Raw genomic sequence first — 22713 nt, 5'->3', positions numbered from 1 at the left:
GGTGTCGGTCCCGTTCCCGTCCTCGTGTCAGCCGGCCGAGCGCCGTGCGCGCTCGAGCAGCCATTGCGCCCCCGCACGATCGCCGCCGACGTCGAGCAGCGTCGCGAGATGGGTCAGCGCTTCGTGGTGCGTGGGTCGCAGGTACAGCGCCTTCCGGTAGAAGTCGCCCGCTTCCGCGGCGCGCCCGCGCGCATCCGCGATCAATCCGTTCAGGTAGAACGCATCGGCATGCGGCCCGACGCGCGCCGAGAACTGCGCGAGCACGCGCTCGGCCTCGTCGAATGCGCCCGCGTTCGCGAGCGCCTGCGCATCCTCGAGCGTCGGCGCGAGGCCTTCGGCAACCGGCGCGGCCGCGTCGGCCGTCGCGACCGGCAGGTCGGCCCGTGCGTCGAAGGCGGCCGTGTTCACGGCCGGCGGCGGCACCGCGATCGGCTGCCCCGCGTCGCCACGCCAGGCCGGCGGCGCGACGGCCAGCACCGGGCGCGTCGCCGCGAGCGGCGCGACCGTGAGGCGCTCCGCATACCGGTACGGCGCCGCCGCCGACAGCGGCGTCGCCGACCGGGCCGCGCCCGCGTCGATCGCCGTGCCGGCCGGCTCGCGATGAAACGCGAACGCCAGCGGCACGCGCGCCGAGCGCATCCCGTGCCGCATCGCGACGCCCGTTTCGGCCGGCCCGACGAACAGCATGCCGTCGTCGACGAGCAGCGCGTCGAGCGAGCGGATCACGCGATCCTGCGCGTCGCGGTCGAAGTAGATCAGCACGTTGCGGCAGAACACGAAATCGTAGCGGATACCCGTATCCGCGGCCGGTTCGACGAGGTTCGCGTGACGGAACTGCACGCATGCGCGCACGCGCTCGTCGAGCAGCCAGCCGTCGCTCGCCGGCGTGAAGTACCGTGACCGAAACTCGGTGGCCGTCCCGCGAAACGCGTTGCGCCCGTAACAGCCGAGCCGCGCCTGTTCGATCGCGCGCGCACTGAGATCGATCGCATCGATCGCGAAGCTGGCCGGGTCGAGCCCCGCGTCGAGCAGCGCCATCGCCGCCGAATACGGCTCCTCGCCCGTCGAGCACGGCGCGCTCAGCACACGGATCACGCGGCCGGGCATCGCGGCAAGCCGCTCGGTCGCGAGCCGCGCGAGCGTCGCGAACGCCTCGCGGTCGCGGAAGAACCACGTCTCGGGCACGACGAACAGCTCGATCAGCGCGCGCCGCTCGTCGGCCGATGCGTTCAGCTGCTGCCAGTACGCGTCGAGCGCTTCCTGCGTGACGGGCGGCCGCGCCGCCGACGGCATGCGCTCGCCGTCCGCCTGCAGCGTATGCACGCGTTCCGTCAGCGCCCGCGTCAGGAAATCGTTGCCGAGCGAATCGGCGTCGATGCCGGTCTCGCGCAACAGCCAGCCGCGAAATCGCGATTCGGACGCTTTCATGCGAATTCCCCCCCGTGGCCCGTCAGGCCGTCGAACAGATACTGGCGCGCGACATCGTCGATCAGGTCGGACACCGACACCTGCTGCACGACGCCGTCAGGCGTATCCGCGACGTGCCCGAGCCAGCGCGTGCGCGCGGTCGAGATGCCGCTTGCGTGGAACGCCGCGCGGTCGATCCGCATGGTCTGCGTCGCACGCTCGACGATCAGGCCGAGCGTGCGCTCGACGCCCGTGTCGCCCGCGCGGTAGCGGACCATCACGAGCCGCGTCGAGCGCAGCGCATGCGCGCGCCGGCCGAGCGCCAGCATCGGCACGTCGATCACCGGCACCGGCTGGCCGCCGCGCATCAGCAGCCCGGCGATCCAGTCGGGTGCGCCGGGCACGGCCTTCGTGTCCGCGAGCGGCAGCACCTCGTCGATGCCGGCCGCGTCGAGCGCATAGCGCTCGCCGTCGAGCTCGAACATCAGGAACAGCGCATGCGCGCCGTTCTGCGGATCGGCGCGCGTCACGCGTCGACCTTGAAGCGCGACACGCTGGTGCGCAACTGGTTCGCCACCAGCGTCAGGTCGTCGATCGCCTGCGACGACTGGCGCAGCGACTCGGCCGTCTGCTGCGCGGCCTCCGACAGCTGCGACAGCGCCTGCGTGATCTGCTCGGCGCCGTTCGCCTGCGTCTGCATGCCTTCGTTGACCATCTGGAAGCGCGGCGCGAGCGTCTGCACCTCGGCGATGATCTGCGACAGCTGCCCGCCGACCTGCTGCACGTCGAGCATCCCGCGGCGCACTTCCTCGGAGAACTTGTCCATTCCCATCACGCCCGCCGACACGGCCGACTGGATTTCCTTCACCGTCTGCTCGATGTCGTAGGTCGCGACGGCCGTCTGGTCGGCCAGGCGGCGGATCTCGGTCGCGACGACCGCGAAGCCGCGGCCGTACTCGCCGGCCTTCTCGGCCTCGATCGCCGCGTTCAGCGACAGCAGGTTGGTCTGGTCGGCCACCTTGGTGATCGTCGCGACCACCTGGTTGATGTTCAGCGCCTTCTCGTTGAGAATCGCGAGCTTCGCGTTCACCGAGCCGGCCGCGTCCATCACGCTGCGCATCGTCTCGCCCATCCGCGTGAGCCCGCTCTGGCTCACGCCCGCGAGCGTCGCCGACTGCTCGGCCACGCCGGCCACCTCGTTCATCGTGCGCAGCAGGTCGCGCGACGTCGCGAAGATCTCGCGCGAGGTCGCGCCGATCTCGGTCGTCGTCGCCGCGGTTTCGTTCGCGGTCGCCTGCTGCTCGCGCGAGGTCGCCGCGATCTCGGCTACCGACGTCGTCACCTGCAGCGACGACTGCTGCGCACGCGCGACGAGTTCGGTCAGCTCGTCGGCCATCCGGTTGAAGCCCGTCTCGAGCGTGCCGAATTCGTCGCGGCGGCGCAGGTCGAGGCGGCGCGTGAGGTTGCCGGTGCGCATCACGTCGTGCACCTCGACGAGCCGCGCCATCGGTACGGTGACCGAACGGTACAGCAGGTAGCCGAGCCCGAGCGCCGACAGCAGCATGATCGTCAGCGCGCCGACGAGCACGACTTCCGTGTCCTGCACGGATTCGCGGATCAGCCTCGCGGACTGGTCGGCGAACTTGCGGTTCTCCTGGACCATGATGTTCGCGTCCTGCACGACCTCGGTCCACCCCGGCAACACCTTCGCGTAGGCGGCGATCGCTTCGTCGCGCGAGCCGTGGTGCTTCTGTACCGCGTCGGTCAACAGCGGCAGGTAGCGATCGTATGCGCCGCGGAACGTCGCAAACCGCGCGCGGTCGTCGTCGCGGAAGATCGACGCCTGGTAGTCGACCGACAGCGACTCGACCTGCTTCGTCGCGTCCGCGATCTTCGCGAGATCGCGCTGCGCGGCGTCGGGATCGGTCTCGACGAAGGTCGCCTGCTGCAGCATGACGAACGTTTCGTTGACCGCTGCGCGCAGCGACGACGCGAGGTAGACGCCGGGCAGCGAGTCGCGCTCGATGCTGACGGCTTCGGCATTGATCGCGCGCAGTCGCTCGTACGACACGCCGGCTGTCACCAGCATCAGCACGAACAGCACGCCGAAGCTGAGCAGGATGCGATTGCCGAGCGTCAGCCGGGCGGCGCCGATCGTCGGATGCAAGCTTTCATTGGTCGCGCGGGGCGTCACGGTGGCCATGTTCGTTATGGGCTTTCTAAAATCAGCGTTGAAAAAATCCGCGCCCGCCTGCGCGCCGGAAGGCGCGCCGCGAGCGCATCGGGGTCTGCGGACGACGCGGCGCCGGCAGGCCGCGCCGCACCATCACCGCTCCGCTTGCGCCGGCAGCCGAAGCGCGACCATGAAGCCGCGCGCCGTATTGCGCATCAGGATCCGGCCGCGGTGCCGCGCCGCCGTCGCGCGGACGAACGCGAGCCCGAGGCCGAAGCCGCCGCGCGCCGCGCCATGTGCGGATTCGAGCTGCACGAACGACTCGGTCGCGGCCGTACGTTGCTCCGGTGCGATGCCAGCGCCGGTATCCTCGACGCCGATCAGCCAGGCGCCGTCCTCGCTGCCCAGCGTGCAGTGCACGTCGGTGCCGGCCGGGCCGTACTTCAGCCCGTTGTCGATCAGGTTCGCGACCGCGCGCGTGAGCATCATGCGGTCGCCCATCGTCACGCACTCGGTGTCGGGCACGTGCGCGACGACCCGGCAGCCGAGCCCGGCCGCCTTCTCCCACAGCTGGTCGACGGCGTCGAGCACGATCTCGTTGAGACTCACGACCTCGTGCGCGCGGCGCTCGGACTGCGCGCGGGTCAGGTGGATGAAACCGTCGGCGAGCGCAAGCGCGCGCCGCGCATGGCCGGCGATGCGCTCCATGATCGCCGGCATGTCGCCGTGTTCGGTGCGGTAGACGTCGAGCAGCGCGAGGATCGACGTCTGCGGGGAACGCATGTCGTGCGACAGGAAATCGAGCGCCTCGTCGCGCTGCCGGGACATCAGGTACGAATTCGAGTGATAGCGGATGCGCGCGGTCAGCTCCATCGCGTCGGGGAGCTTCACCAGATAGTCGTTCGCGCCGGCAATGAACGCCTCGCGCTTGACGATCGGCTCCTCCTTCGCGGACAGCACGATGATCGGCACGCGTGCGGTGCCGGCGTCCGCGCGCCACGCGCGGACGAGATCGAGGCCGTCGATCTCCGGCATCACGAGGTCCTGCAGGATCACCGTCGGCTTCACGTCGCGCGCGACCGCCATCGCCCGGTGCGCGTCGGTGCACACGTGCAGGTTGATGTCGTGTTCGCTGCGCAGCGCGCGACGGATCACCTCGCCGACGAACGGTTGATCGTCGACCAGGAGGACCGATAACCCCGATTCGAGACAATCCGAGGCATTATCACTGCTCGATTCTTTCATAAATACAGTTTCAAACGCCGAATCTCCAATCGATTCTTTCATAGGAGTTGTTTATCCGACTTGGACACTATCTTATTTTGGCGGTTGAAAAACCCGCCTGATTCCGCCGATTTGGCCTGTCGGCACTGCCTTGCGGGGCTTCGGACACCGATTCCTTCTTCATTGGCGACCGCATTACCTCCGCATTCTTTCTCTCAATAAAGATAACCGGCTGATTCTAAATGAAATTAGAACACAGCATCTATCTCCTTCCGGTTTAGTTTTGCCAAATATGCCGAAAGAGACGGAATCAGATAAATCGGATCATTTCCGGATTCGAAAGACGATAACGTTTGCGAGACCGGTCCCATAAGGATTGCATGGGCTGCAAGGCTGTTTGCCGGACGTATTGAGGGCCAGATGCCGATACGCCACATCGGCCGTTAGACAGGTGCAAAAAGCGCGCGGCCGGCCAGGATCGGCCGGCGCGCGGTTCGGCGGCGCAGGCAGGACGCCGGCCCGTGCGATGGCGGGTCGCGGCGGCTTACCCGCGCGCGTGCTGCGCGGACACTTCCTGCAGGTCGAGATCGCGTTCGAGCGTATGCAGCATCTCGTCGTGGATGCGCCCCGACCGATGCAGGCGCAACAGCTCCGCGCGCCCGGCCCGGATCGCGGCCAGCACGACGTCGTAGTGCGCGGTGCGCACTTCCGCCGGGTATTCGGGTTCGTTCTTCGCGCGTTCGGTCAGCTCCGCCCGATACGTGTACTGCTCGAGCAGGCGCGGGTGGATCACGACGCCGTTCTCGTCGCGCACGAGCGGCTGGATCGCCGCGAGCTGGGCAGCCTCGACATGCGCCCACGTCTGCGGCTCGGTCAGATGGTGCGCGGCGCGCTCCTCGCGCTGCGGCACGCGCAGCAGCCGGATCAGCGGCCCGATCGTCGTGCCCTGCAGCAGCACGGTGACGAGGATCACCGCGAACGACGCGACCAGGATCACGTCGCGACCGGGCAGCGCCTCGGGCAGCGACAGCGCGATCGCCAGCGTCACGACCCCGCGCATCCCGGCCCAGCTCATGATCGTCGCGGCCTTCCAGTCGGGTGCTTCGCCGCGCCGTGCGAACCCGCGCACCGGCCACTTCAGCGCCTCGACCGCGTAGATCCACACGAAGCGCGACAGGATCACCGCCGCCAGCACCGCGACTACCGGCGGCACCATCGTCGCGAGCACCTGCTCGAAACCGCCGAGCCGGTGGATCGCGCCGCGCAGCGACAGCCCGATCAGCACGAACACCATCGCTTCGAGCAGGAACACGATGACCTGCCAGAACGCCGTGCCGCGCGTGCGCACGGCAGCCGAGAACACCTCGTGCTGATGCCAGCCGACGATCATGCCGGCCGTGACCGTCGCGATCACGCCCGACACCTCGACCATTTCGCCTGCGATGTACGCGATCCAGCCGGTGATCACCGCGACCGTGATCACGAGATAGTCGTCGTCGAGCAGCTTCAGGAACCACACGACGAGCCTGCCGACCACGAAGCCGACCACCACGCCGCCGAGCCCGAGTTCCGCGAAACGCACGACCGCGTGCTCGAGGCTGAACGCACCGGTGAGCGCGGCCGCGACCGCGAAGCGGAACAGCACGAGGCCGGCCGCGTCGTTCAGCAGGCTCTCGCCTTCGAGCAGCACCATCAGCCGGCGCGGCAGCGCGACGCGTTCGAGCACGGCTTTCGCGGCAACCGCGTCGGGCGGCGACACGATCGCGCCGAGCGCGAAGCACGCGGCCCACGGCAGCGCCGGCACGACCCAGTGCACGGCGAAGCCGACCGCGAACGTCGTGAACACGACCGCGCCGATCGCGAGCATCAGGATGCCGCCGACGTTGCGCTTGAACTCCTCCCACACGGAGAAGTACGCGCCGTCCATCAGCAGCGGCGGCAGGAATACCAGCAGTACCAGGTCGGGATCGAGGTTGATCGGCGGCAGGCCGGGAATGAACGCGATGCCGATGCCGCCGATCAGCAGCGCGGCCGCGGGCGGCAGCCGCAGCCGCTTGGCGATGCATTCGAGCGCGACGATCGCGAGGAATGACAACAGGACCAGCTTGAATGCCGAGACGGGGGACATGAATCGACCTCGTGAAGAATGAATTCGCGCGTTCCGGCGTCGTACCGCGGTCCGCAGTTTGGCGCGATTACATCACGAGGCGAGGCCCGCAGTCGAGCGCGCGCCGGGCTGGCTGCCAAGCGCGGTGCGCGCGCCGTGCCGGCCCGATGCGCGCACCGCAATGAAAAACGGCACGCAGGCCGGCCCGATCGCCCACCTGCGTGCCGTCGCGGACCCGCGCCGCGTGCCTGCGCGTTACCGGCGCCGCACGACCATCAGCCGCGGTTCGGTCATGTCCTCGATCGCGTAGCGGACCCCTTCGCGACCGAGACCCGAATCCTTCACGCCGCCGTACGGCATGTTGTCGACGCGGAACGACGGCACGTCGTTGATCACGACGCCGCCGACATCCAGTTCATCCCATGCGCGCTGCGCGTGCGAGAGCGAATCGGTGAACACGCCGGCCTGCAGCCCGAAGTCGCTGTCGTTCACGCGTGCGAGCGCGTCGTCGAAGCGGTCGAACTTCTCGAGGATCGCGACGGGGCCGAACGCCTCCTTCCGGTACAGGTCCTGCTCGTGCCCGACGTTTTCCAGCAGCGTCGCCTCGAACATCGCGCCGTCGACCTTACCGCCCGCGACGATCTTCGCACCCGCCGCGACGGCCGCGTCCATCCAGCCCGACAGCCGGCGCGACTCCGATTCGGAGATCATCGGGCCGACGAACGTCGACGGATCCTTCGGATCGCCCATCTTCAGCGAGCGCGTCTTCGCGATCAGCTTCTCGCGCAGCGCGTCGTAAAGATCGGCATGCACGAGGATCCGCTGCACGCCGATACAGCTCTGGCCCGACTGGTAGTACGCGCCGAACGCGAGACGCTCGACCACGTAGTCGAGCCGGTCGCGCTGATCGGCATCGACGATCGCGGCCGCGTTGCCGCCGAGTTCCAGCACGACTTTCTTCTTGCCGGCCTTCTCCTTCAGCGCCCAGCCGACGGCCGGCGAACCCGTGAACGACAGCAGCTTGAAACGTTCGTCGGTCGTGAACAGATCGGCGCCGTCGCGATGCGCGGGCAGCACCGAGAACGCGCCCTTCGGCAGATCGGTTTCCGCGAGCACCTCGCCGATGATCAGCGCACCGATCGGCGTGCGGCTCGCGGGCTTCAGCACGAACGGGCAGCCGGCCGCGAGCGCGGGCGCGACCTTGTGCGCGGCGAGGTTCAGCGGGAAGTTGAACGGCGAGATGAACGAGCACGGGCCGACCGGCACGCGCTTCGTGTAGCCCGTATAGCCCTGCGCACGCGCGGAAATCTCGAGGTTGATGATCTCGCCGTCGATGCGCACGGATTCCTCGGACGCCACGCGGAACGTATCGATCAACCGCGTGACTTCGCCCTTCGAATCGTTGATCGGCTTGCCGGCCTCGATGCACAACGCCTCGGCCAGCTCGTCGAAGCGCTCGCGAAAGCGCGCGACGCAATGGTCGAGCACGGCCTGTCGCCTGAAGGCCGGCAGCTCGCGCATCGGCTTCGCGGCGTCGACCGCCGCGGCAATGGCCGCATCGATCGCCTTCGCATCGGCCAGCGCGACGCGCGTCGCGACCTTGCCGCTGAACTTGTCCGTCACTTCCAGATCGGTGTTCGCGTAGACGGCTTCGTTGGCGAGGTAGTACGGATAGGTTTCCTTCAACATGGAACGACTCCTTCCTGTGAACGGGGAATTCAGAGCTGTGCTGACAGGCGCTTGATCTCGCGGTTCAGCACGCGCTCGTTGTCCGAATAATCGATCGGCACGTCGATCACGTGCACGCCCGGCGACGAGAAGCACTCGCGCAGCAGCGGCTCCAGATCGTCGGCCGATTCGACGCGATGCCCGTGCGCGCCGTAGCTTTGCGCATACGCGACGAAATCGGGGTTCTGCAGCGTCATCGCGTAATCGGGGAAATTCATGTTCTCCTGCTTCCAGCGGATCATCCCGAACGCGTCGTCGCGCAGGATCATCACGACGATGTCGAGCTTCAGCCGCACGGCCGTTTCGAGCTCCTGCGAATTCATCATGAAGCCGCCGTCGCCGCACACGGCGATCACCTTGCGCTGCGGATGCACGATCTTCGTCGCGATCGCCGACGGCAGGCCCGCGCCCATCGACGCGAGCGCGTTGTCGAGCAGCAGCGAGTTCGGTTCGTGCGCGCGCCAGTAGCGTGCGAACCAGATCTTGTACATCCCGTTGTCGAGACAGACGATGCCGTCGACCGGCATCGCGTTGTACAGGTCGTTGACGATGCGCACCGGATACATCGGGAAACGCGGGTCGTGCTGGCCCTTCTCCAGGTGCGCGTCGAAGTGCTCCTTGATCATCGCGAAGCGCGCGAAATCCCAGTGCGGCTGCGGCGACACGGCCTCCTTCATCTGCCACACCGCGTTCGCGATGTCGCCGACGACTTCGATCTGCGGGAAATAGACGGGATCGACCTGCGCGCCGAGGAAGTTCACGTGGATCACGGTCTTGTCATCGGTGCGCATGAAGAACGGCGGCTTCTCGATCACGTCGTGGCCGACGTTGATGATGCAGTCCGCATGCTCGATCGCGCGGTGCACGAAATCGCCGTCGGACAGCGTCGCGTTGCCGAGCCACAGCGGATGCGTCTCGTCGATCACGCCCTTGCCCATCTGCGTCGTGAAGAACGGGATGCCCGTCTTGTCGACGAATTCGAGCAGCATCTTGCAGGTGGTCTTGCGGTTGCCGCCCGCGCCGATCATCAACAGCGGATGGCGCGCGGCCTGGATCGCGTCGACCGCATGCGCGACCGCCTTCTCCTCGGCCACCGGCCGCCGGCTGTAGCTGCGCGGGATCGGCTTGCCGTCGCCCTCTTCGTGCGCGATGTCTTCCGGCAGCTCGAGGTGCGCGGCGCCCGGGCGCTCCTCCTCCGCGCGCCGGAACGCCTCGCGCACGGCCGACGGGATGTTGCCGATCGACACGATCTGCCGCGTGAACTTCGTGAGCGGCTGCATCATGTCGACCACGTCGACGATCTGGAAGTGGCCCTGCTTGCTGGACTTGATGGGCTTCTGCCCGGTAATCATCAGCATCGGCATGCCGCCGAGCTGCGCGTACGCGGCGGCCGTGACGAAGTTCGTCGCGCCGGGCCCGAGCGTCGCGAGACACACGCCGGTGCGGCCCGTCAGGCGGCCGTAGGTGGCGGCCATGAACCCGGCCGCCTGCTCGTGCCGGGTCAGCACGAGCTTGATCTTCGATCGCCGCAGCGATTCGAGCAGATCGAGGTTTTCTTCGCCGGGAATACCGAACACGTACTCGACGCCTTCGGCTTCCAGCGCCTTCACGAACAGATCCGATGCTTTCATGGGGGACTCTCGGTTATGCCGCCGGCCCGGCCTACGGACACGCGGCGTTCATGACGCGCGCCGGCCTACGGCACGCGGACGCTTACCTACTGGACACAAACCACGGCACTTCCCGCCGCGCAATACGCGATTGCGATGCGCGGCGGCGCCCCCGGCAACACCGGAGAACGAACGGATCCGCCCGCGCGCGGCAAACGCGCACGAGCGGCAAGGACGTGTTTGATTGTAGACGGATTCAACGGATTTCGACTTCGGCCGAACGGCCAATCGGCACACAAACGAAGCGGGCGGCCCTACCGTAGCAGCCACGAATCGACCTGCCACCCGCCCACCTCATCTGTGAACCATGGTTGACATACTGCAATCGATGCCCTACAGTGCGCCTACGTTCAGCATCCGAACCACCGACGTCTTCGACGCCTGGTTTGCCGGCCTGCAGGATCGCGTCGCGAAGCGCCGCATCCAGGCCCGCATCGACCGCCTGTCGATGGGCAATCCGGGCGACTGGAAGTCCGCCGGCTCGCCGGTCGTCGAAATGCGGATCGACCATGGCCCCGGCTACCGCGTCTACTACGTCCGGCGCGGGCCGATCTGGGTCATCCTGCTCTGCGGCGGCGATAAATCGACGCAACAGGCCGACATACGCGCCGCGCACGCGATGCTCGCGCGCCTCGACATGGAGTGATCGATGGACAAGATCAGCACGCGGCCGTGGGATTCGGCCGAACACCTGAAAACCGAAGACGACATGGCCGACTACTTCGAGGCCTGCCTGCAGGAGGCCGGCGACGATCCGGCCTTCATCGCGCACGCACTCGGCGTGATCGCCCGCGCACGCGGCATGTCGCAGGTCGCACGCGATGCCGGCCTGTCGCGCGAAGGGCTGTACAAGGCACTGTCGCACGACGGCAACCCGAGCTTCGGCACGATCCTGAAAGTCATCAAGGCGCTCGGCCTGCAACTGCACGGCTCGAAAGCGCACGCGTGATGCGTGCGCCGCCGGTGCCGCACGCGGCCCGCAATGCGCCCGGCCGCGTCAATGCAGCCACCCGGCCGCCCAGCGCGGCACCAGCGACACCAGGTACAACCCGAGCCCGATCAGCCCGCCCACCAGCGTGCCGTTGATGCGGATGTATTGCAGATCCTTGCCGATGTTCAGCTCGATCTGCCGCGACATCTCGCGCGCATCCCAGTTGCGCACCGTATCGCGGATGTGCCGCATCAGGAAATCGGCGAAATCCGGCGCCATCTCGTGCACGGCCTTCTCCACGTGCTCGTTCAGCGATGCCCGCAGCGCGGGGCTCTCCGACAACCGCGCGCCGAGCCAGCCGCCGAGCGTCGCGGCCTGCCGGTGCAGCGTCGAATCGGCGCGCGCGAGATCGGCTTTCAGCCACGCGCGCAACTGGTCCCACAGGTCGCGCGCATACTCGTTGAACGCGTCGCCGTCGCGGATATAGCGCTTGATCTCCTCGCCCTTCTCGATGAACGCCGGATCGTGCTTCAGCCGCTCGGTCAGCCGCGCGACCGTTCGGTCGAAGCGCTGCCGCAGTTCGTGCTCGGGGTCGGCCGCCACGCCTTCGAGCACGCGGCTCACCGCGCTCGCGAGCATCCGCGCGCCGTTCTCGCCGAACCACTGCGTCGGCATGATCTTCTCGACCTTTGGGTACTGCGTCTTCAGCCATTCGACGATGAAGCCCGCGATCACCTCGCGGTTCTCCTCCTTGTCGAGCACGTCGACCACCTGTTCGATCGCGTCGTCGAGCAGCGCCTGGTGGCGGCCGTCCTTCGTCAGCGTGTCGAGGATCGCGCCGGCCGACTGCGACAGGTCGACCCGATCGATCACCGCGCGGAACGCGTCGTGCACGAACGATTGAATCCGCGCGTCGTCGGTCATGTCGAGCGCGAAGCTCATCAGCTTCGTCACGTAGCTGCCGAGCGCGTCGGTGTTCGCCGGTTCGCCGAGCCACGCGCCGAGCTTCCGCGCGGGATCGTGCTGGCGGATCTGCGCGGCGAGCGCGTCGGGGCCGAGGAATTTCTCGCGCACGAACACCGCGAGGTTGTCGGCGATCTTGTCCTTGTTCTTCGGAATGATCTCGGTATGGCGCGACACGAACGGAATCGGCACGCGGCGGAACAGCGCGACGACCGCGAACCAGTCGGCGAGCGCGCCGATCATCGCGGCTTCGGCCACGGCCTTGACGCCGTCGACCCACGGGCCGCGCGGCAGCAGGATCGTGGTGACGAACACCGCGACGGCGGCCAGCAGCAGCCACAGCGCGCGGCGCTTGCTGCGTTTCAGTTCGAGGGCTTTGTCGGGCGTCATGGAGGACCGGCGGATCGGCGATGCCGCTAATATCCCCGATTTCGCCGCAGCCGACAAACGCGCGGCTGGCGGCGCATGCGCGCCGCACAGCCCGCCGCTACATGAACGACTTCAAATTCACCGCCGGATCGGCCAGCTTCACCGGATCGGGTACGGCCCCTGCCGCGATCAGCCGGCGCGATGCGCCGATATCGCGCCCGAGGTTCGCCGCGGCCACCGCGACGATCCTGCCGTCGTCGCCGAGCCCGAACACCGTGAACGGCCCGCTCGCCGGATCGCCGCGCACGACGATCGTGCGTTCGTTGCCGAACAGCCCGAGCATCTGCAGGTTGCAGTCGTATTGATCGGACCACAGCCACGGCAGCTCGGCATAGGCGTCGTCGCCGCCGAGCAGGTTCGCGGCCGCGACGGCCGGCTGGTTTTCCGCCACCTGCCACGACTCGATCCGCACGTGACGCCCGAGCAGCGGATTGAAGTGCATCGTCACCTCGCCCGCCGCGAAGATCGCGGCGTCGGCCGTGCGGCAGCCCGCGTCGACACGAATGCCATTGTCGACGTCGAGCCCGGCCGCCTGCGCCAGCTCGACGTTGGGCACCACGCCGATGCCGACCACGACGATATCGGCCTCGACGTCGCCGCGATCGGTCTCGACGACCGCGCCGCCGCCCGATGCGCGACGGATCGCACGCGGCAGCGTCGCCATCTGGAAGACCACACCACGTGCGTCGTGCATCTGCCGCGCATACGTGCCGACAACTTCCGGCAACGCACGCTGCAACAGGCGCGGCGCCGGATCGATCACCGTCACGTCGCAACCGAGCTGGCGCGCGGCAGCCGCCACCTCGAGCCCGATGAAACCGCCGCCGAGCACCGCCACGCGGCGGCCCGGCGCAAGCCGTGCACGCAACGCACGCGCATCGTCGACCGTGCGGACGTAGTGCGGCACGACACCTTCGTCGATCACCCCGCCGAACGTGCGCACGCGCGAACCCGTCGCGAGCACGAGCCGCGCGTAGGGCAGCGTCGTGCCGTCGTCGAGCCGCACGCGCTGCGCATCGCGTTCGATCGCGTCGACGCGCGTGCCGAGCCGCAGTTCGATGCGCTGCGCGTCGTACCACGCCGCATCGCGGATGAACGCGCGCTGCTCGCCGCCGTCCGTCAGCAACGCATCCTTCGACAGCGCGGGGCGGTCGTACGGCAGCTCGCGCTCCGCGCCGATCATCACGATGCGCGCCGCCGCATCGCGTTCGCGCAGCGCTTCGGCCGTGCGCCGCGCCGCGTGGCCGGCGCCGACGATCACGAACGGATCAGCCGACATTGACTTCCACCTGCCCGTCGACGATCCGGATCGGATAGGTCCGCACCGGCTCGGTGATCGGTGCGCATTTCGGTGCACCGGTGCGGATGTCGATCAGCCCCTGGTGCAGCGGGCATTCGACGCAGCCGTCTTCCACATAGCCTTCGGACAGCCGTGCATGGCCGTGCGTGCAGAGGTCGTGCATCGCGAACAGTTCGTCGCCGATCCGGAATATGGCGATCGGCTTCTGGCCGGCGACGCACGCCGCCGGTTCGTCTTCGGAGAATTCGTCGAAAGCGCCGAGCGGATGCCACTCGGCCAGCGTTGCTTCGGTCATGTCGGTTCCCTGGCTGTCAGATCGGCGTCGCGAGCAGCGTCTGCACGCGCGACGTGTCGTAAATCACGCGCTTGGTCTTGTAGCGCAGCCCGTCGGGCGTGCGCACGACCGTGTCGTAGTACTTGCCGGCCTGGTACACGTTCGACTCGCCGTTGCTGCGCGTCTGCACGACGACGTAGTTGCTCTCGGTGTCGAACTCGCCGTCGCGTTCGGCGACGATCGTCAGGCCCGACGTCATGTGCCGGTACGTGTGCTCTTCATAGATGTTCGCGTGCCGCAGCGACACCACGCGGTCGCGCAGCATCCGCTGGTTCGTGCAGTGGACGATCCCGACCGGCAGCCCGAGATCGGCGTTCTCCTTCGGCACGATTTCGTACGTGCAGTCCTCGGTGAACATCTCCGGCCAGTGTTCGAGCCGGTCGTTGTCGAGGTGCCCGATGTAGCGGTTCTGGAGCATGTAAATCTCGAACCACGTCTTCATGTCTTCCGTCATTTTTTCGCTCCCGCCTCAATAGCCCATCAGCTTCTGGTAGCCGACCCAGAACTTGCGGATCAGGCTCTCGGTGATCACCGTGTCCTGCTGGTCCGGATTGCCGCGCGACATCTCGATCACCGACGTCGCATCGGCATCGCGCACCGTGCCGCGCTGCACGAGCTCGGTCGCTTCCGTGTCTTCCATCGAGATGTAGCCGGCCGGCCCGACGAGGTTCGCCTGCTTGATGCGCAGCGCGCGCAGCTCGGGCGTGTCGCCCGCGTAGCCGAAGAAGTGGAAGATCAGCTCGAAGTTGTCGGGGCCCTTCGGCAGGATCTGGCGCGCGACCAGCGTGTTGTGGATCTGCTGGATCACGAGCTGCGGGAAGATCGGCTGGATATGGTTCGTGCAGTCCTCGTCGTATTCCGACACGAGATCGAGGATCGATTCGTCCTCCAGGTGAAAGCCCTCGTCGAACGAACGGATGTTCTGCTGCTTGTACGCGGCCGACGTGTCGTCGTTCGTCTTCGTCACCGTGATGATGCTGTGCAGCCCGTGGTTCGCATCCGGAATCGAGCGTGCCTTCATCCCCACGCGGAAGATGTTGAAGGTCGTATGGAACAGGTGCAGCATGCTCGCGTGATACGGGTCCTTCACGTTCTCCATGTACAGCTTCCAGTTCGACTTCGAATACTGGCGCGTGCAGCCGAGATACTCGATCGGCTTGTGGAAAATGCGGTCGATCCACGGGCGCATCTGCTCGCCGAGATACTCTGGCAGCGGCGCGACCTCGTCGCTGAAGGTCGCGAACACGAGCCCGCGATAGCTGTCCACGCGCAGCTTGCGCAGCCCGTGCTGCTTCGGGTCGAAGTCGGCCGGCATCCCGGTCATCCCCTTCTGGCCGCGCCGGAACGGCACGCCGAGCAGGTTGCCCGAGTTGTCGAAGCTCCACTGGTGATACACGCACGTATGCGAGCTCGCGTTGCCGCGCGACTTGCGGCATACCTGCGCGCCGCGGTGCGCGCAGCGGTTCACCCACGCGGAGAGCGTGCCGTCCTCGGTGCGCGTGACGACCACCGGCGTGTCGCCGACGAACGTGCTCTTGAAGTCGCCGGCCTTCGGGATTTCGGCTTCGAGCGCGACGAAGTTCCACGTCGGCCCGCGGAAGATGCGCTCCTGCTCGCGATCGTAGACCGCACGCGAGCTGAACACCTTGTACGGCACGCGCGAACCGTCGTCGTGCGGAAAGGTCACGTCGGATGTGTCGCCGCGCGCGGCGAAAACGACGGGCGATTCTGTCTGCTCCATGTCGGACTCCTTGTCGATCCGTTGCGTTGAATGCATGGAGCCGATTTTTGAAAAGCTAATATTCGCCGTCTATCCGGAAAGTGCGATTGCGGCGGCGCAATATCCACTTTCGGCGGATTTCTGCGCTAGCATGACGGCACACGCGACCCGGCGCACGATCGCGACCCATTCGTCGGATCGAAGCGCACGTCGCCCATACCAAGGCTGAGGCCCATGTCCCCAACGTCGTTCGAGCCGCTCGCGCTGCGCGCGCACCGGCTGTTCGAATCCCGCGATCTCGACGAGACGCGCGAGCGCATCTCGCGCGTGATGCAGCCGCATGCGCTGCTGCCGAACGGCCGCGTGCACGGCGCGTCGCACATGGATTTCGTCAAGCTGGGCGGGCTCGGAATCGGCACGATCGCGTTCGGCGACGCGATGCGCGTGCAGGTCGACGCGGTCGACGGCTATTACCTGCTGATGTTCTGCCTGTCCGGCCAGGCCGAGGTGCGCGCGATGGGGCGCCAGCTCGGCGTCGACGGCCAGACCGGCGTGCTGTGCGCGCCCGGCGAGCGCTTCGATGCGGTGCTGTCGGCCGATTGCGAGCAATTCGTGCTGCGCATCGACGCGGCGACCGTCGGTTCGCTGACCGGCGACCCGCGCGCGATGCTCGACCCCGTGCTGCACGTCAGCGACGCCGCGCTTTCCGCGTGGCGCCAGCAGCTGATGCTCGTCGCGCGGTCGCCCGAGCTGCTCGAACGCGCGAACGCGAACCCGCGTGTCGCGTCGCAGCTCGAGCATCTGCTGATCGACCTGCTGATCGAAGGCCATCCGCCGTCCGTGCCGCACGCGTCGCACCGCGACCCGGCGCCGGGCTTCGTCCGGCGTGCGCAGGAGTTCGTGAACGCGTGCTACGCGCAACCGCTGCAGCTCGCCGATATCGTCCAGGCCGCCAACGTGCCCGAACGCACGCTGCGCGACGCGTTCCTGCAGTTCCGCGGGATGAGCCCGATGCAATACCTGCGCGCGACGCGGCTCGACCATGCGCGCGAACTGCTGCGCGGCGCGGCGTCCGACCGCCGGATCGCCGATGTCGCGCTCGATTGCGGGTTTACGCACCTCGGGCGGTTCGCGATCGCGTATCGGGAGAAATTCGGTGAATCGCCGTCGGAGACGCTCGACGCGCAGCGCCAGCCTTGACCGTCAGGCTTGCCAGCCGGCTGCGGCAGAAGCCGGAAGGCCATCTAGTCGCACCATCCTTTCCGAATTCGGCGGTGCACGCCGAAATAGGCCGTTAGTTGCAATTCAGGCTGCCGGTACGATCATCTCCCGCGCAATCGCGCAGAACGCCGCCGTGGCCGCGCTTTCGCCGTGCAGCCGGCGGCTCATGATGATCGGCGACGTTGCGGCCGGCTCCGGCAGCCGCCGGTAGACGACGCCCCGCACGCGCACGCCCTCCACGCTCTCCGGCACCAGCGACACGCCCACCTGCGCGGCGACGAGCCCGAGCGCCGTCTGCAGCTCGCGCACCTCGTGAACGGCCGCCGGCACGACCGCGCCGTCGCGCAGCGCGGACAGCTGCTGATCGGCGAAGCTCGGCCGCGGCGTGCTCGGGTAGACGATCATCGTCTCGTTCGCGAGATCCGCGAGCGTCAGCGGCCGGTCCGGATCGGCGAGCGGATGCCCGACCGGCAGCGCCGCGATCAGCTTTTCCTCGATCAGCGCCTCGCGCACCAGCTGGTCGTCGTCGAAGCGCAGGCGGCCGAACCCCACGTCGATCCGCCCGCCCTTCAGCGCGCCGAGCTGCTCGAGCGTGAACATTTCGATCAGCGACAGCTCGACGTCCGGCTGCGCCTCGCGAAACGCGCGGATCACGTCCGGCAGCGCGCCGTACAGCGTCGACGGCACGAAGCCGATCACGATCCGCTCCGACAGCTGCGCGAGCCGCCGCGTCAGCGGGCCGAGCTCGTCGGCCTGGTCGACGAGGCGCTTCGCCTGCGCATAGAACACGCGCCCCGCATCCGTCAGTTTCAGCGGCCGCGCGCCGCGCTCGAACAGCGGCAACCCGATCTCGTCCTCGATCGCCTGAAGCTGGCGGCTCAACGGCGGCTGCGTCATGTGCAGCCGCTCCGCCGCCCGCGTGATGTTCATTTCCTCGGCGACGGCGATGAAGTAGCGGAGCTGACGCAATTCCATTTCATGCCTCAAAGGTATGGAAGTAGTCGAAAAGAGTGTTGGACGACGCGGGGCGGGAATTCCTACCATGTGCACCAACAGGAGGAATCGCATGATAGCAACTGCCGCCACCATTGAACGCATCGACACGCTGCTCGTCGACGTTCCGACGATCCGGCCCCACAAATTGTCGGTCGCGACGATGAACTGCCAGACCCTCGTGCTGGTTCGTGTTCGATGCACGGACGGTATCGAAGGCGTCGGCGAGGCGACGACCATCGGCGGCCTCGCCTATGGCGAGGAGAGCCCCGAAAGCATCAAGGTCAACATCGACACCTACTTCGCGCCGCTGCTGCAAGGCATGGACGCGACGCGTCCGGGTGCCGCGCTGGCGCGTGCGCGCAAGCTGTTCCAGGGCAACCGTTTCGCGAAGTGCGCGCTCGAAACCGCGCTGTTCGACGCGCAGGCGCAGCGCCTGGGCGTGCCGCTGTCGGAACTGTTCGGCGGCCGCCGGACCGATGCGGTCGATGTCGCGTGGACGCTCGCGAGCGGCGACACGCAGCGCGACATCGCAGAAGCCGAAGCGATGCTCGACGCGCGCCGCCACCGCGCGTTCAAGCTGAAGATCGGCTCGAACGCGGTCGCCGACGATGTAGCCCACGTGGTCGCGATCAAGCGCGCGCTCGGCGAGCGCGGCGACGTGCGCGTCGACGTGAACCAGGCGTGGAGCGAAACCGACGCGATCTGGGCCGGTGCGCGGTTCGCGGAAGCCGGCGTGAGCCTCGTCGAGCAGCCGATCGCCGCGACCAACCGCGCGGGGCTGAAGCGACTCACGCAGCTCGCGCAGGTGCCGATCATGGCCGACGAGGCGCTGCACGGCCCCGTCGATGCGTTCGCGCTCGCGCAGGACCGCGCGGCCGACGTGTTCGCGGTGAAGATCGCGCAGTCGGGCGGCCTGCAGGGCGCGGCGAGCGTCGCGTCGATCGCGGCGGCGGCCGGCATCGAACTGTACGGCGGCACGATGCTCGAAGGCGCGGCCGGCACGATGGCGTCCGCGCAACTGTTCAGCACGTTCGACTCGCTGAAATGGGGCACCGAGCTGTTCGGCCCGCTGCTGCTCACCGAGGAAATCCTCGTCGAGCCGCTGCGCTACCAGGATTTCAAGCTGCATCTGCCGGCGACGCCCGGCCTCGGCATCACCTTCGACTGGGCCCGCATCGAACGGATGCGACGCGACGCCCGCTGATCCCCACACGACAACCGAAACCGGAGACACAGATGAACAAGCAAGCCATCGACGCACTGCTGAAGACCTTCGACGACGCCGCGGAGAAACCCGGCAACCCGCGCGTGCGCGCGATCGTCAACCGGATCGTGAAGGACATCTGCTACACGATCGAGGACTTCGACGTGCAGCCGAGCGAGTTCTGGACCGCGCTGAACTACCTGAACGAAGCCGGCCGCGAATTCGGGCTGATCGCCGCGGGCCTCGGCCTCGAGCGCTTCCTCGACGTGCGGATGGACGAAGCCGAGGAGAAGGCCGGCATCCAGGGCGGCACGCCGCGCACGATCGAAGGGCCGCTGTACGTGGCCGGTGCGCCGGAATCGGTCGGCCATGCGCGTCTCGACGACGGCACCGATCCGGGCCAGACGCTGGTCATGCGCGGCCGGGTGCTCGGCCATGACGGCGCGCCGCTCGCGAACGCGCTCGTCGAGGTATGGCATGCGAACCATCTGGGCAACTATTCGTATTTCGACCAATCGCAGCCCGCGTTCAACCTGCGCCGCTCGATCCGCACCGATGCCGACGGCCGCTACAGCTTCCGCAGCGTGCTGCCGGTCGGCTACAGCGTGCCGCCGGGCAGCAAGACCGAGCAACTGCTCGACCAGCTCGGCCGCCACGGCCATCGTCCGGCGCACATTCACTTCTTCGTTTCGGCGGACGGTTATCGTAAGCTGACGACGCAGATCAACATCGACGGCGATCCGCATCTGTGGGACGACTTCGCGTTCGCGACGCGCGACGGGCTGATCCCGCCGGTCAAGCAAGCGGAAGGCGCGGAAGGCAAGCCGTATGGCGTCGACGGGCAGTTCGCGCTGATCGACTTCGATTTCTCGCTGATCAAGGAAAAGCAGGACGTGCCGGGCAGCGAAGTCGAGCGGGCACGCGCACAGGCCTGAGCGCCCTTCCCGTTCGACGACTCGACAACTCAAGGAGTGCAGGATGCTGTTTCATGTGGAAATGACCGTTCGCCTGCCGGCGGACATGGATCCGGTCAAGGCAGCCACGCTGAAGGCGGAAGAAAAGGCGATGTGCCAGCGACTGATGAACGAAGGCGTCTGGCGCCATCTGTGGCGAATCGCCGGGCAGTATGCGAACGTCAGCATCTTCGACGTCGAGAGCGTGCAGCAACTGCATGACCTGCTGAGCCAGCTGCCGCTGTTTCCGTACATGGAGATGGAGGTGCGGGCGCTGTGCCGGCATCCGTCGTCGGTGCGGGAAGACGATCGCTGAGCAACGATGAAGCGCGGCCGTGACCAGCGGCCGCGAACAGCACGACACGGGCGGCCGGCGATGTCTCGCAGGCCGCCCGTGCCGCTTTGCATTCGGCGACGGTCATCCGTGTCGCCGCGCATCGGCGTACACGGCAACCGTCATGCGGCCAGATGCGCCGCAAACCCCACCTTCCCCGGCGCGATCTCGTCCTTCAGCGTCAGCGCCGGAATCTCGTAGTCACCCGTGTTCTGCCGGCGGAACGGAATCGGCGGCGTGGTCCACAGATCGTCGAGCCGCCGGCCGAGCGCCGCGCGTGTTTCGTCGAAGCGCGCGCCGTTCATCTTGCCCGTCCGGTAGATCACGAACGGCGGCAGCACGTCGAACCCCGGGTAATACAGCACGCCGTGCTGGATCGGGAACAGCAAGTCGTCGATCGGCCCGTTGATGCCGCGCAGGCTGTAGTGCGGCTCCCACCCGCCCGTCGTGACGACGATCATCGCCCGCTTGCCGGCCAGCATCCCTTCGCCGTAGCGGTCGCCCCAGTGCGTATCGGAATGCTCGCCGACGCCGTACGCAAAGCCGTACGCATATACGCGCTCGAACCAGCCCTTCATGATCGCGGGCATCGAGAACCACCACAGCGGGAACTGCAGGATCACCGCGTCGGCCCACTTCAGCTTGTCCTGCTCGCGCGCGATGTCTTCGCTTTGCGTACCCGCCGCGAACGCGCGCTTCGAATCGAGCGACGGATCGAACCGCGCGTCGGGCGCGCGATCGGTCACGTCGTTCTCATCGAGCACCGCCTTCCAGTTCATCGCATACAGGTCGCTCACCTGCACCGTGTGGCCGGCCGCTTCGAGATGCGCGATGGCGAAATCGCGCAGCGCGCCGTTCAGCGAACGCGGTTCGGGATGGGCATACACGATCAGCACATTCATCTTCGTCACTCCGTGGATTGAATGACTGCAGGATGCGGCCTCCGACGGTATATTTGAAATGAATTCCTGATATTCCAGGTATAGCCATGAATAATCTCAGAAGGCTCGATCTGAACCTGCTCGTCACGCTGGACGTGCTGCTCGCCGAGCACAACGTCACGCGCGCGGCCGAGAAGCTGAACATGTCGCAGCCGTCGGTCAGCGTGCAGCTGCAGAAACTGCGTGACGTGTTCGGCGATCCGCTGCTGCTGCCCGGGCCGCGCGGAATGCGGCCGACCGCGCGCGCGGAAGCGCTGCGCGAGCCGTTGCGCGATGCGCTCGAAGCCGTCGAGCGCGCGGTGGTTCCGGCCACGCAGTTCGATCCCGCCACCGCGACGAACACGTGGCGCGTGGCCGCGACCGACTACGGCGAATCGACGATCGTGCTGCCCGCGCTGCGCACGCTGCGTTCGACCGCGCCTGGCACGCGGCTGGCCGTCGTCGAACTCGTGCCGCCGCGCATCGAGCAGGATGCCGAACGAAATGGCATCGACCTGGCCTTTCATACGACCGAAGGGTCGCCACCGGGCATGCGGCGCCTGCCGCTGTTCATCGAGCGCTACGTGCTGATCGGCCGCGCCGGTCACCCGAAGCTGAAGCGGCGCCCCACGCTCGCGCAATTCGGCACGCTCGAGCACGTGATCGTGTCGCCCGACGGCGGCGGCTTCTTCGGCGTGACGGACGAAGTGCTCGCGAAGGTCGGTGCCGCGCGGCGTGTCGTGCTGTCGGTACCGCACTTCCTGTTCGTGATGTCGGCCGTCGCGAGCACCGATCTCGTCGCGATGCTGCCCGAGCGGCTGGTGCGCGACGTGCCCGCGCTGCGCGTGGTGGACGCACCGGTCGAGGTGCCCGGCTATGAAATGTCCATGCTGTGGCACGAGCGCGTGCATCGCGATCCGGCGCATCGGTGGCTGCGGGAGACGATCGCGGCGGCGGTCTGACACGCCGGTCGCGACGCGGCTGACATTTACTGTCATCGGGGGCTTGAAAGTCCGCCAATCACTGTATATATTTACAGTGTTTCTGCGTCATTTGACCCGAATTCCGTCATCCCGAGACGGTCTTTAGTGAGGCGACC

At 67.4% G+C, this 22713-nt stretch carries 21 protein-coding genes; 7 read left to right on the top strand and 14 right to left on the bottom strand.

Translation table 11 applies throughout. From position 1 onward, the window contains the following. Nucleotides 1-27: 27 nt before the first annotated feature. From DIE03_RS00190 to DIE03_RS00150, 7 genes are all read right to left on the bottom strand, one after another. A complete protein-coding gene (locus DIE03_RS00190) occupies nucleotides 28-1428 on the bottom strand; it encodes a protein-glutamate O-methyltransferase CheR (RefSeq protein WP_124446354.1) in 1401 nt (466 codons plus the stop codon). Next, nucleotides 1425-1937 (bottom strand): chemotaxis protein CheW, encoded by a 513-nt coding sequence (locus tag DIE03_RS00185; protein WP_124446352.1) that lies wholly within the window; start codon nucleotides 1935-1937, stop codon nucleotides 1425-1427. The genes DIE03_RS00190 and DIE03_RS00185 overlap by 4 nt, the downstream gene beginning before the upstream one ends. Continuing rightward, a complete protein-coding gene (locus DIE03_RS00180; protein ID WP_124446350.1) occupies nucleotides 1934-3610 on the bottom strand; it encodes a methyl-accepting chemotaxis protein in 1677 nt (558 codons plus the stop codon). Before DIE03_RS00180 ends, DIE03_RS00185 begins: the two co-directional genes overlap by 4 nt. A gap of 123 nt (nucleotides 3611-3733) precedes the next feature. Continuing rightward, entirely contained in the window at nucleotides 3734-4867 is a 1134-nt protein-coding gene (locus DIE03_RS00170; RefSeq protein ID WP_124446348.1) for a hybrid sensor histidine kinase/response regulator, read from the bottom strand. A 481-nt stretch (nucleotides 4868-5348) separates the two neighbouring features. Next, nucleotides 5349-6932, bottom strand: coding sequence for a Na+/H+ antiporter (locus DIE03_RS00160; protein ID WP_124446344.1), 1584 nt, complete (start codon nucleotides 6930-6932; stop codon nucleotides 5349-5351). A gap of 234 nt (nucleotides 6933-7166) precedes the next feature. Further along, nucleotides 7167-8600, bottom strand: coding sequence for an aldehyde dehydrogenase family protein (locus tag DIE03_RS00155; RefSeq protein WP_124446342.1), 1434 nt, complete (start codon nucleotides 8598-8600; stop codon nucleotides 7167-7169). A 29-nt stretch (nucleotides 8601-8629) separates the two neighbouring features. Continuing rightward, nucleotides 8630-10270 carry an acetolactate synthase large subunit gene (locus DIE03_RS00150; protein ID WP_124446340.1) on the bottom strand — a complete coding sequence of 547 codons (1641 nt, stop codon included), beginning with the start codon at nucleotides 10268-10270 and terminating at the stop codon, nucleotides 8630-8632. A 367-nt stretch (nucleotides 10271-10637) separates the two neighbouring features. Here DIE03_RS00150 and DIE03_RS00145 point away from each other — a divergent pair, with 367 nt between their 5' ends. Together DIE03_RS00145 and DIE03_RS00140 are read left to right on the top strand one after the other, a co-directional pair. Next, a complete protein-coding gene (locus DIE03_RS00145) occupies nucleotides 10638-10955 on the top strand; it encodes a type II toxin-antitoxin system RelE/ParE family toxin (RefSeq protein ID WP_409364405.1) in 318 nt (105 codons plus the stop codon). A gap of 3 nt (nucleotides 10956-10958) precedes the next feature. After that, complete coding sequence (locus DIE03_RS00140) at nucleotides 10959-11258, top strand: addiction module antidote protein (RefSeq protein WP_124446336.1); 300 nt, start codon at nucleotides 10959-10961, stop codon at nucleotides 11256-11258. Nucleotides 11259-11306: 48 nt separating this feature from the next. Here DIE03_RS00140 and DIE03_RS00135 read toward each other — a convergent pair whose 3' ends face one another. The 5 genes from DIE03_RS00135 to andAc form a co-directional block, all read right to left on the bottom strand. Beyond that, on the bottom strand, nucleotides 11307-12593 hold the full coding sequence (locus DIE03_RS00135; RefSeq protein ID WP_124446334.1) for a DUF445 domain-containing protein: 1287 nt from the start codon (nucleotides 12591-12593) through the stop codon (nucleotides 11307-11309). 97 nt (nucleotides 12594-12690) lie between these two features. Beyond that, entirely contained in the window at nucleotides 12691-13911 is a 1221-nt protein-coding gene (gene andAa, locus DIE03_RS00130) for an anthranilate 1,2-dioxygenase system ferredoxin--NAD(+) reductase (RefSeq protein ID WP_124446332.1), read from the bottom strand. Then, the gene (gene andAb / locus DIE03_RS00125) at nucleotides 13901-14227 is read right to left on the bottom strand and encodes an anthranilate 1,2-dioxygenase ferredoxin subunit AndAb (protein ID WP_124446330.1); all 327 of its coding nucleotides are present in this window, start codon (nucleotides 14225-14227) and stop codon (nucleotides 13901-13903) included. The genes andAa and andAb overlap by 11 nt, the downstream gene beginning before the upstream one ends. Before the next feature lie 16 nt (nucleotides 14228-14243). Continuing rightward, the gene (gene andAd, locus DIE03_RS00120; protein WP_006479528.1) at nucleotides 14244-14720 is read right to left on the bottom strand and encodes an anthranilate 1,2-dioxygenase small subunit AndAd; all 477 of its coding nucleotides are present in this window, start codon (nucleotides 14718-14720) and stop codon (nucleotides 14244-14246) included. Between the two features lie 15 nt (nucleotides 14721-14735). Then, complete coding sequence (gene andAc / locus DIE03_RS00115) at nucleotides 14736-16007, bottom strand: anthranilate 1,2-dioxygenase large subunit AndAc (RefSeq protein ID WP_124446328.1); 1272 nt, start codon at nucleotides 16005-16007, stop codon at nucleotides 14736-14738. A 213-nt stretch (nucleotides 16008-16220) separates the two neighbouring features. On the opposite strand from andAc, the gene andR reads away from it, so the two are divergent. Then, the gene (andR, locus tag DIE03_RS00110) at nucleotides 16221-17186 is read left to right on the top strand and encodes an anthranilate 1,2-dioxygenase regulatory protein AndR (protein WP_124446326.1); all 966 of its coding nucleotides are present in this window, start codon (nucleotides 16221-16223) and stop codon (nucleotides 17184-17186) included. A gap of 105 nt (nucleotides 17187-17291) precedes the next feature. On the opposite strand, the gene DIE03_RS00105 is transcribed toward andR, so the two are convergent. After that, complete coding sequence (locus DIE03_RS00105) at nucleotides 17292-18182, bottom strand: LysR family transcriptional regulator (RefSeq protein ID WP_124446324.1); 891 nt, start codon at nucleotides 18180-18182, stop codon at nucleotides 17292-17294. A 91-nt stretch (nucleotides 18183-18273) separates the two neighbouring features. On the opposite strand from DIE03_RS00105, the gene DIE03_RS00100 reads away from it, so the two are divergent. From DIE03_RS00100 to catC, 3 genes are read left to right on the top strand one after another with little or no spacing between them, the layout of a single operon-like run. Then, on the top strand, nucleotides 18274-19407 hold the full coding sequence (locus DIE03_RS00100; protein ID WP_124446323.1) for a muconate/chloromuconate family cycloisomerase: 1134 nt from the start codon (nucleotides 18274-18276) through the stop codon (nucleotides 19405-19407). A 32-nt stretch (nucleotides 19408-19439) separates the two neighbouring features. Next, complete coding sequence (gene catA, locus DIE03_RS00095; RefSeq protein ID WP_124446321.1) at nucleotides 19440-20342, top strand: catechol 1,2-dioxygenase; 903 nt, start codon at nucleotides 19440-19442, stop codon at nucleotides 20340-20342. 43 nt (nucleotides 20343-20385) lie between these two features. Beyond that, entirely contained in the window at nucleotides 20386-20676 is a 291-nt protein-coding gene (gene catC, locus DIE03_RS00090; protein ID WP_057924112.1) for a muconolactone Delta-isomerase, read from the top strand. Between the two features lie 140 nt (nucleotides 20677-20816). Here the strand turns inward: catC and DIE03_RS00085 are convergent, their stop codons facing one another. Then, nucleotides 20817-21596, bottom strand: a complete 780-nt coding sequence (locus DIE03_RS00085) for an NAD(P)H-dependent oxidoreductase (protein ID WP_124446319.1) — start codon at nucleotides 21594-21596, stop codon at nucleotides 20817-20819. Nucleotides 21597-21682: 86 nt separating this feature from the next. On the opposite strand from DIE03_RS00085, the gene DIE03_RS00080 reads away from it, so the two are divergent. Next, the gene (locus tag DIE03_RS00080; protein WP_124446317.1) at nucleotides 21683-22576 is read left to right on the top strand and encodes a LysR family transcriptional regulator; all 894 of its coding nucleotides are present in this window, start codon (nucleotides 21683-21685) and stop codon (nucleotides 22574-22576) included. Nucleotides 22577-22713: the final 137 nt, after the last annotated feature.

This window comes from Burkholderia sp. Bp8992 (assembly GCF_003853705.1).
Lineage (GTDB): Bacteria > Pseudomonadota > Gammaproteobacteria > Burkholderiales > Burkholderiaceae > Burkholderia.
The sequence above is the reverse complement of the archived record's forward strand: the minus strand, read 5'-3'. Positions and strand labels throughout refer to the sequence as shown.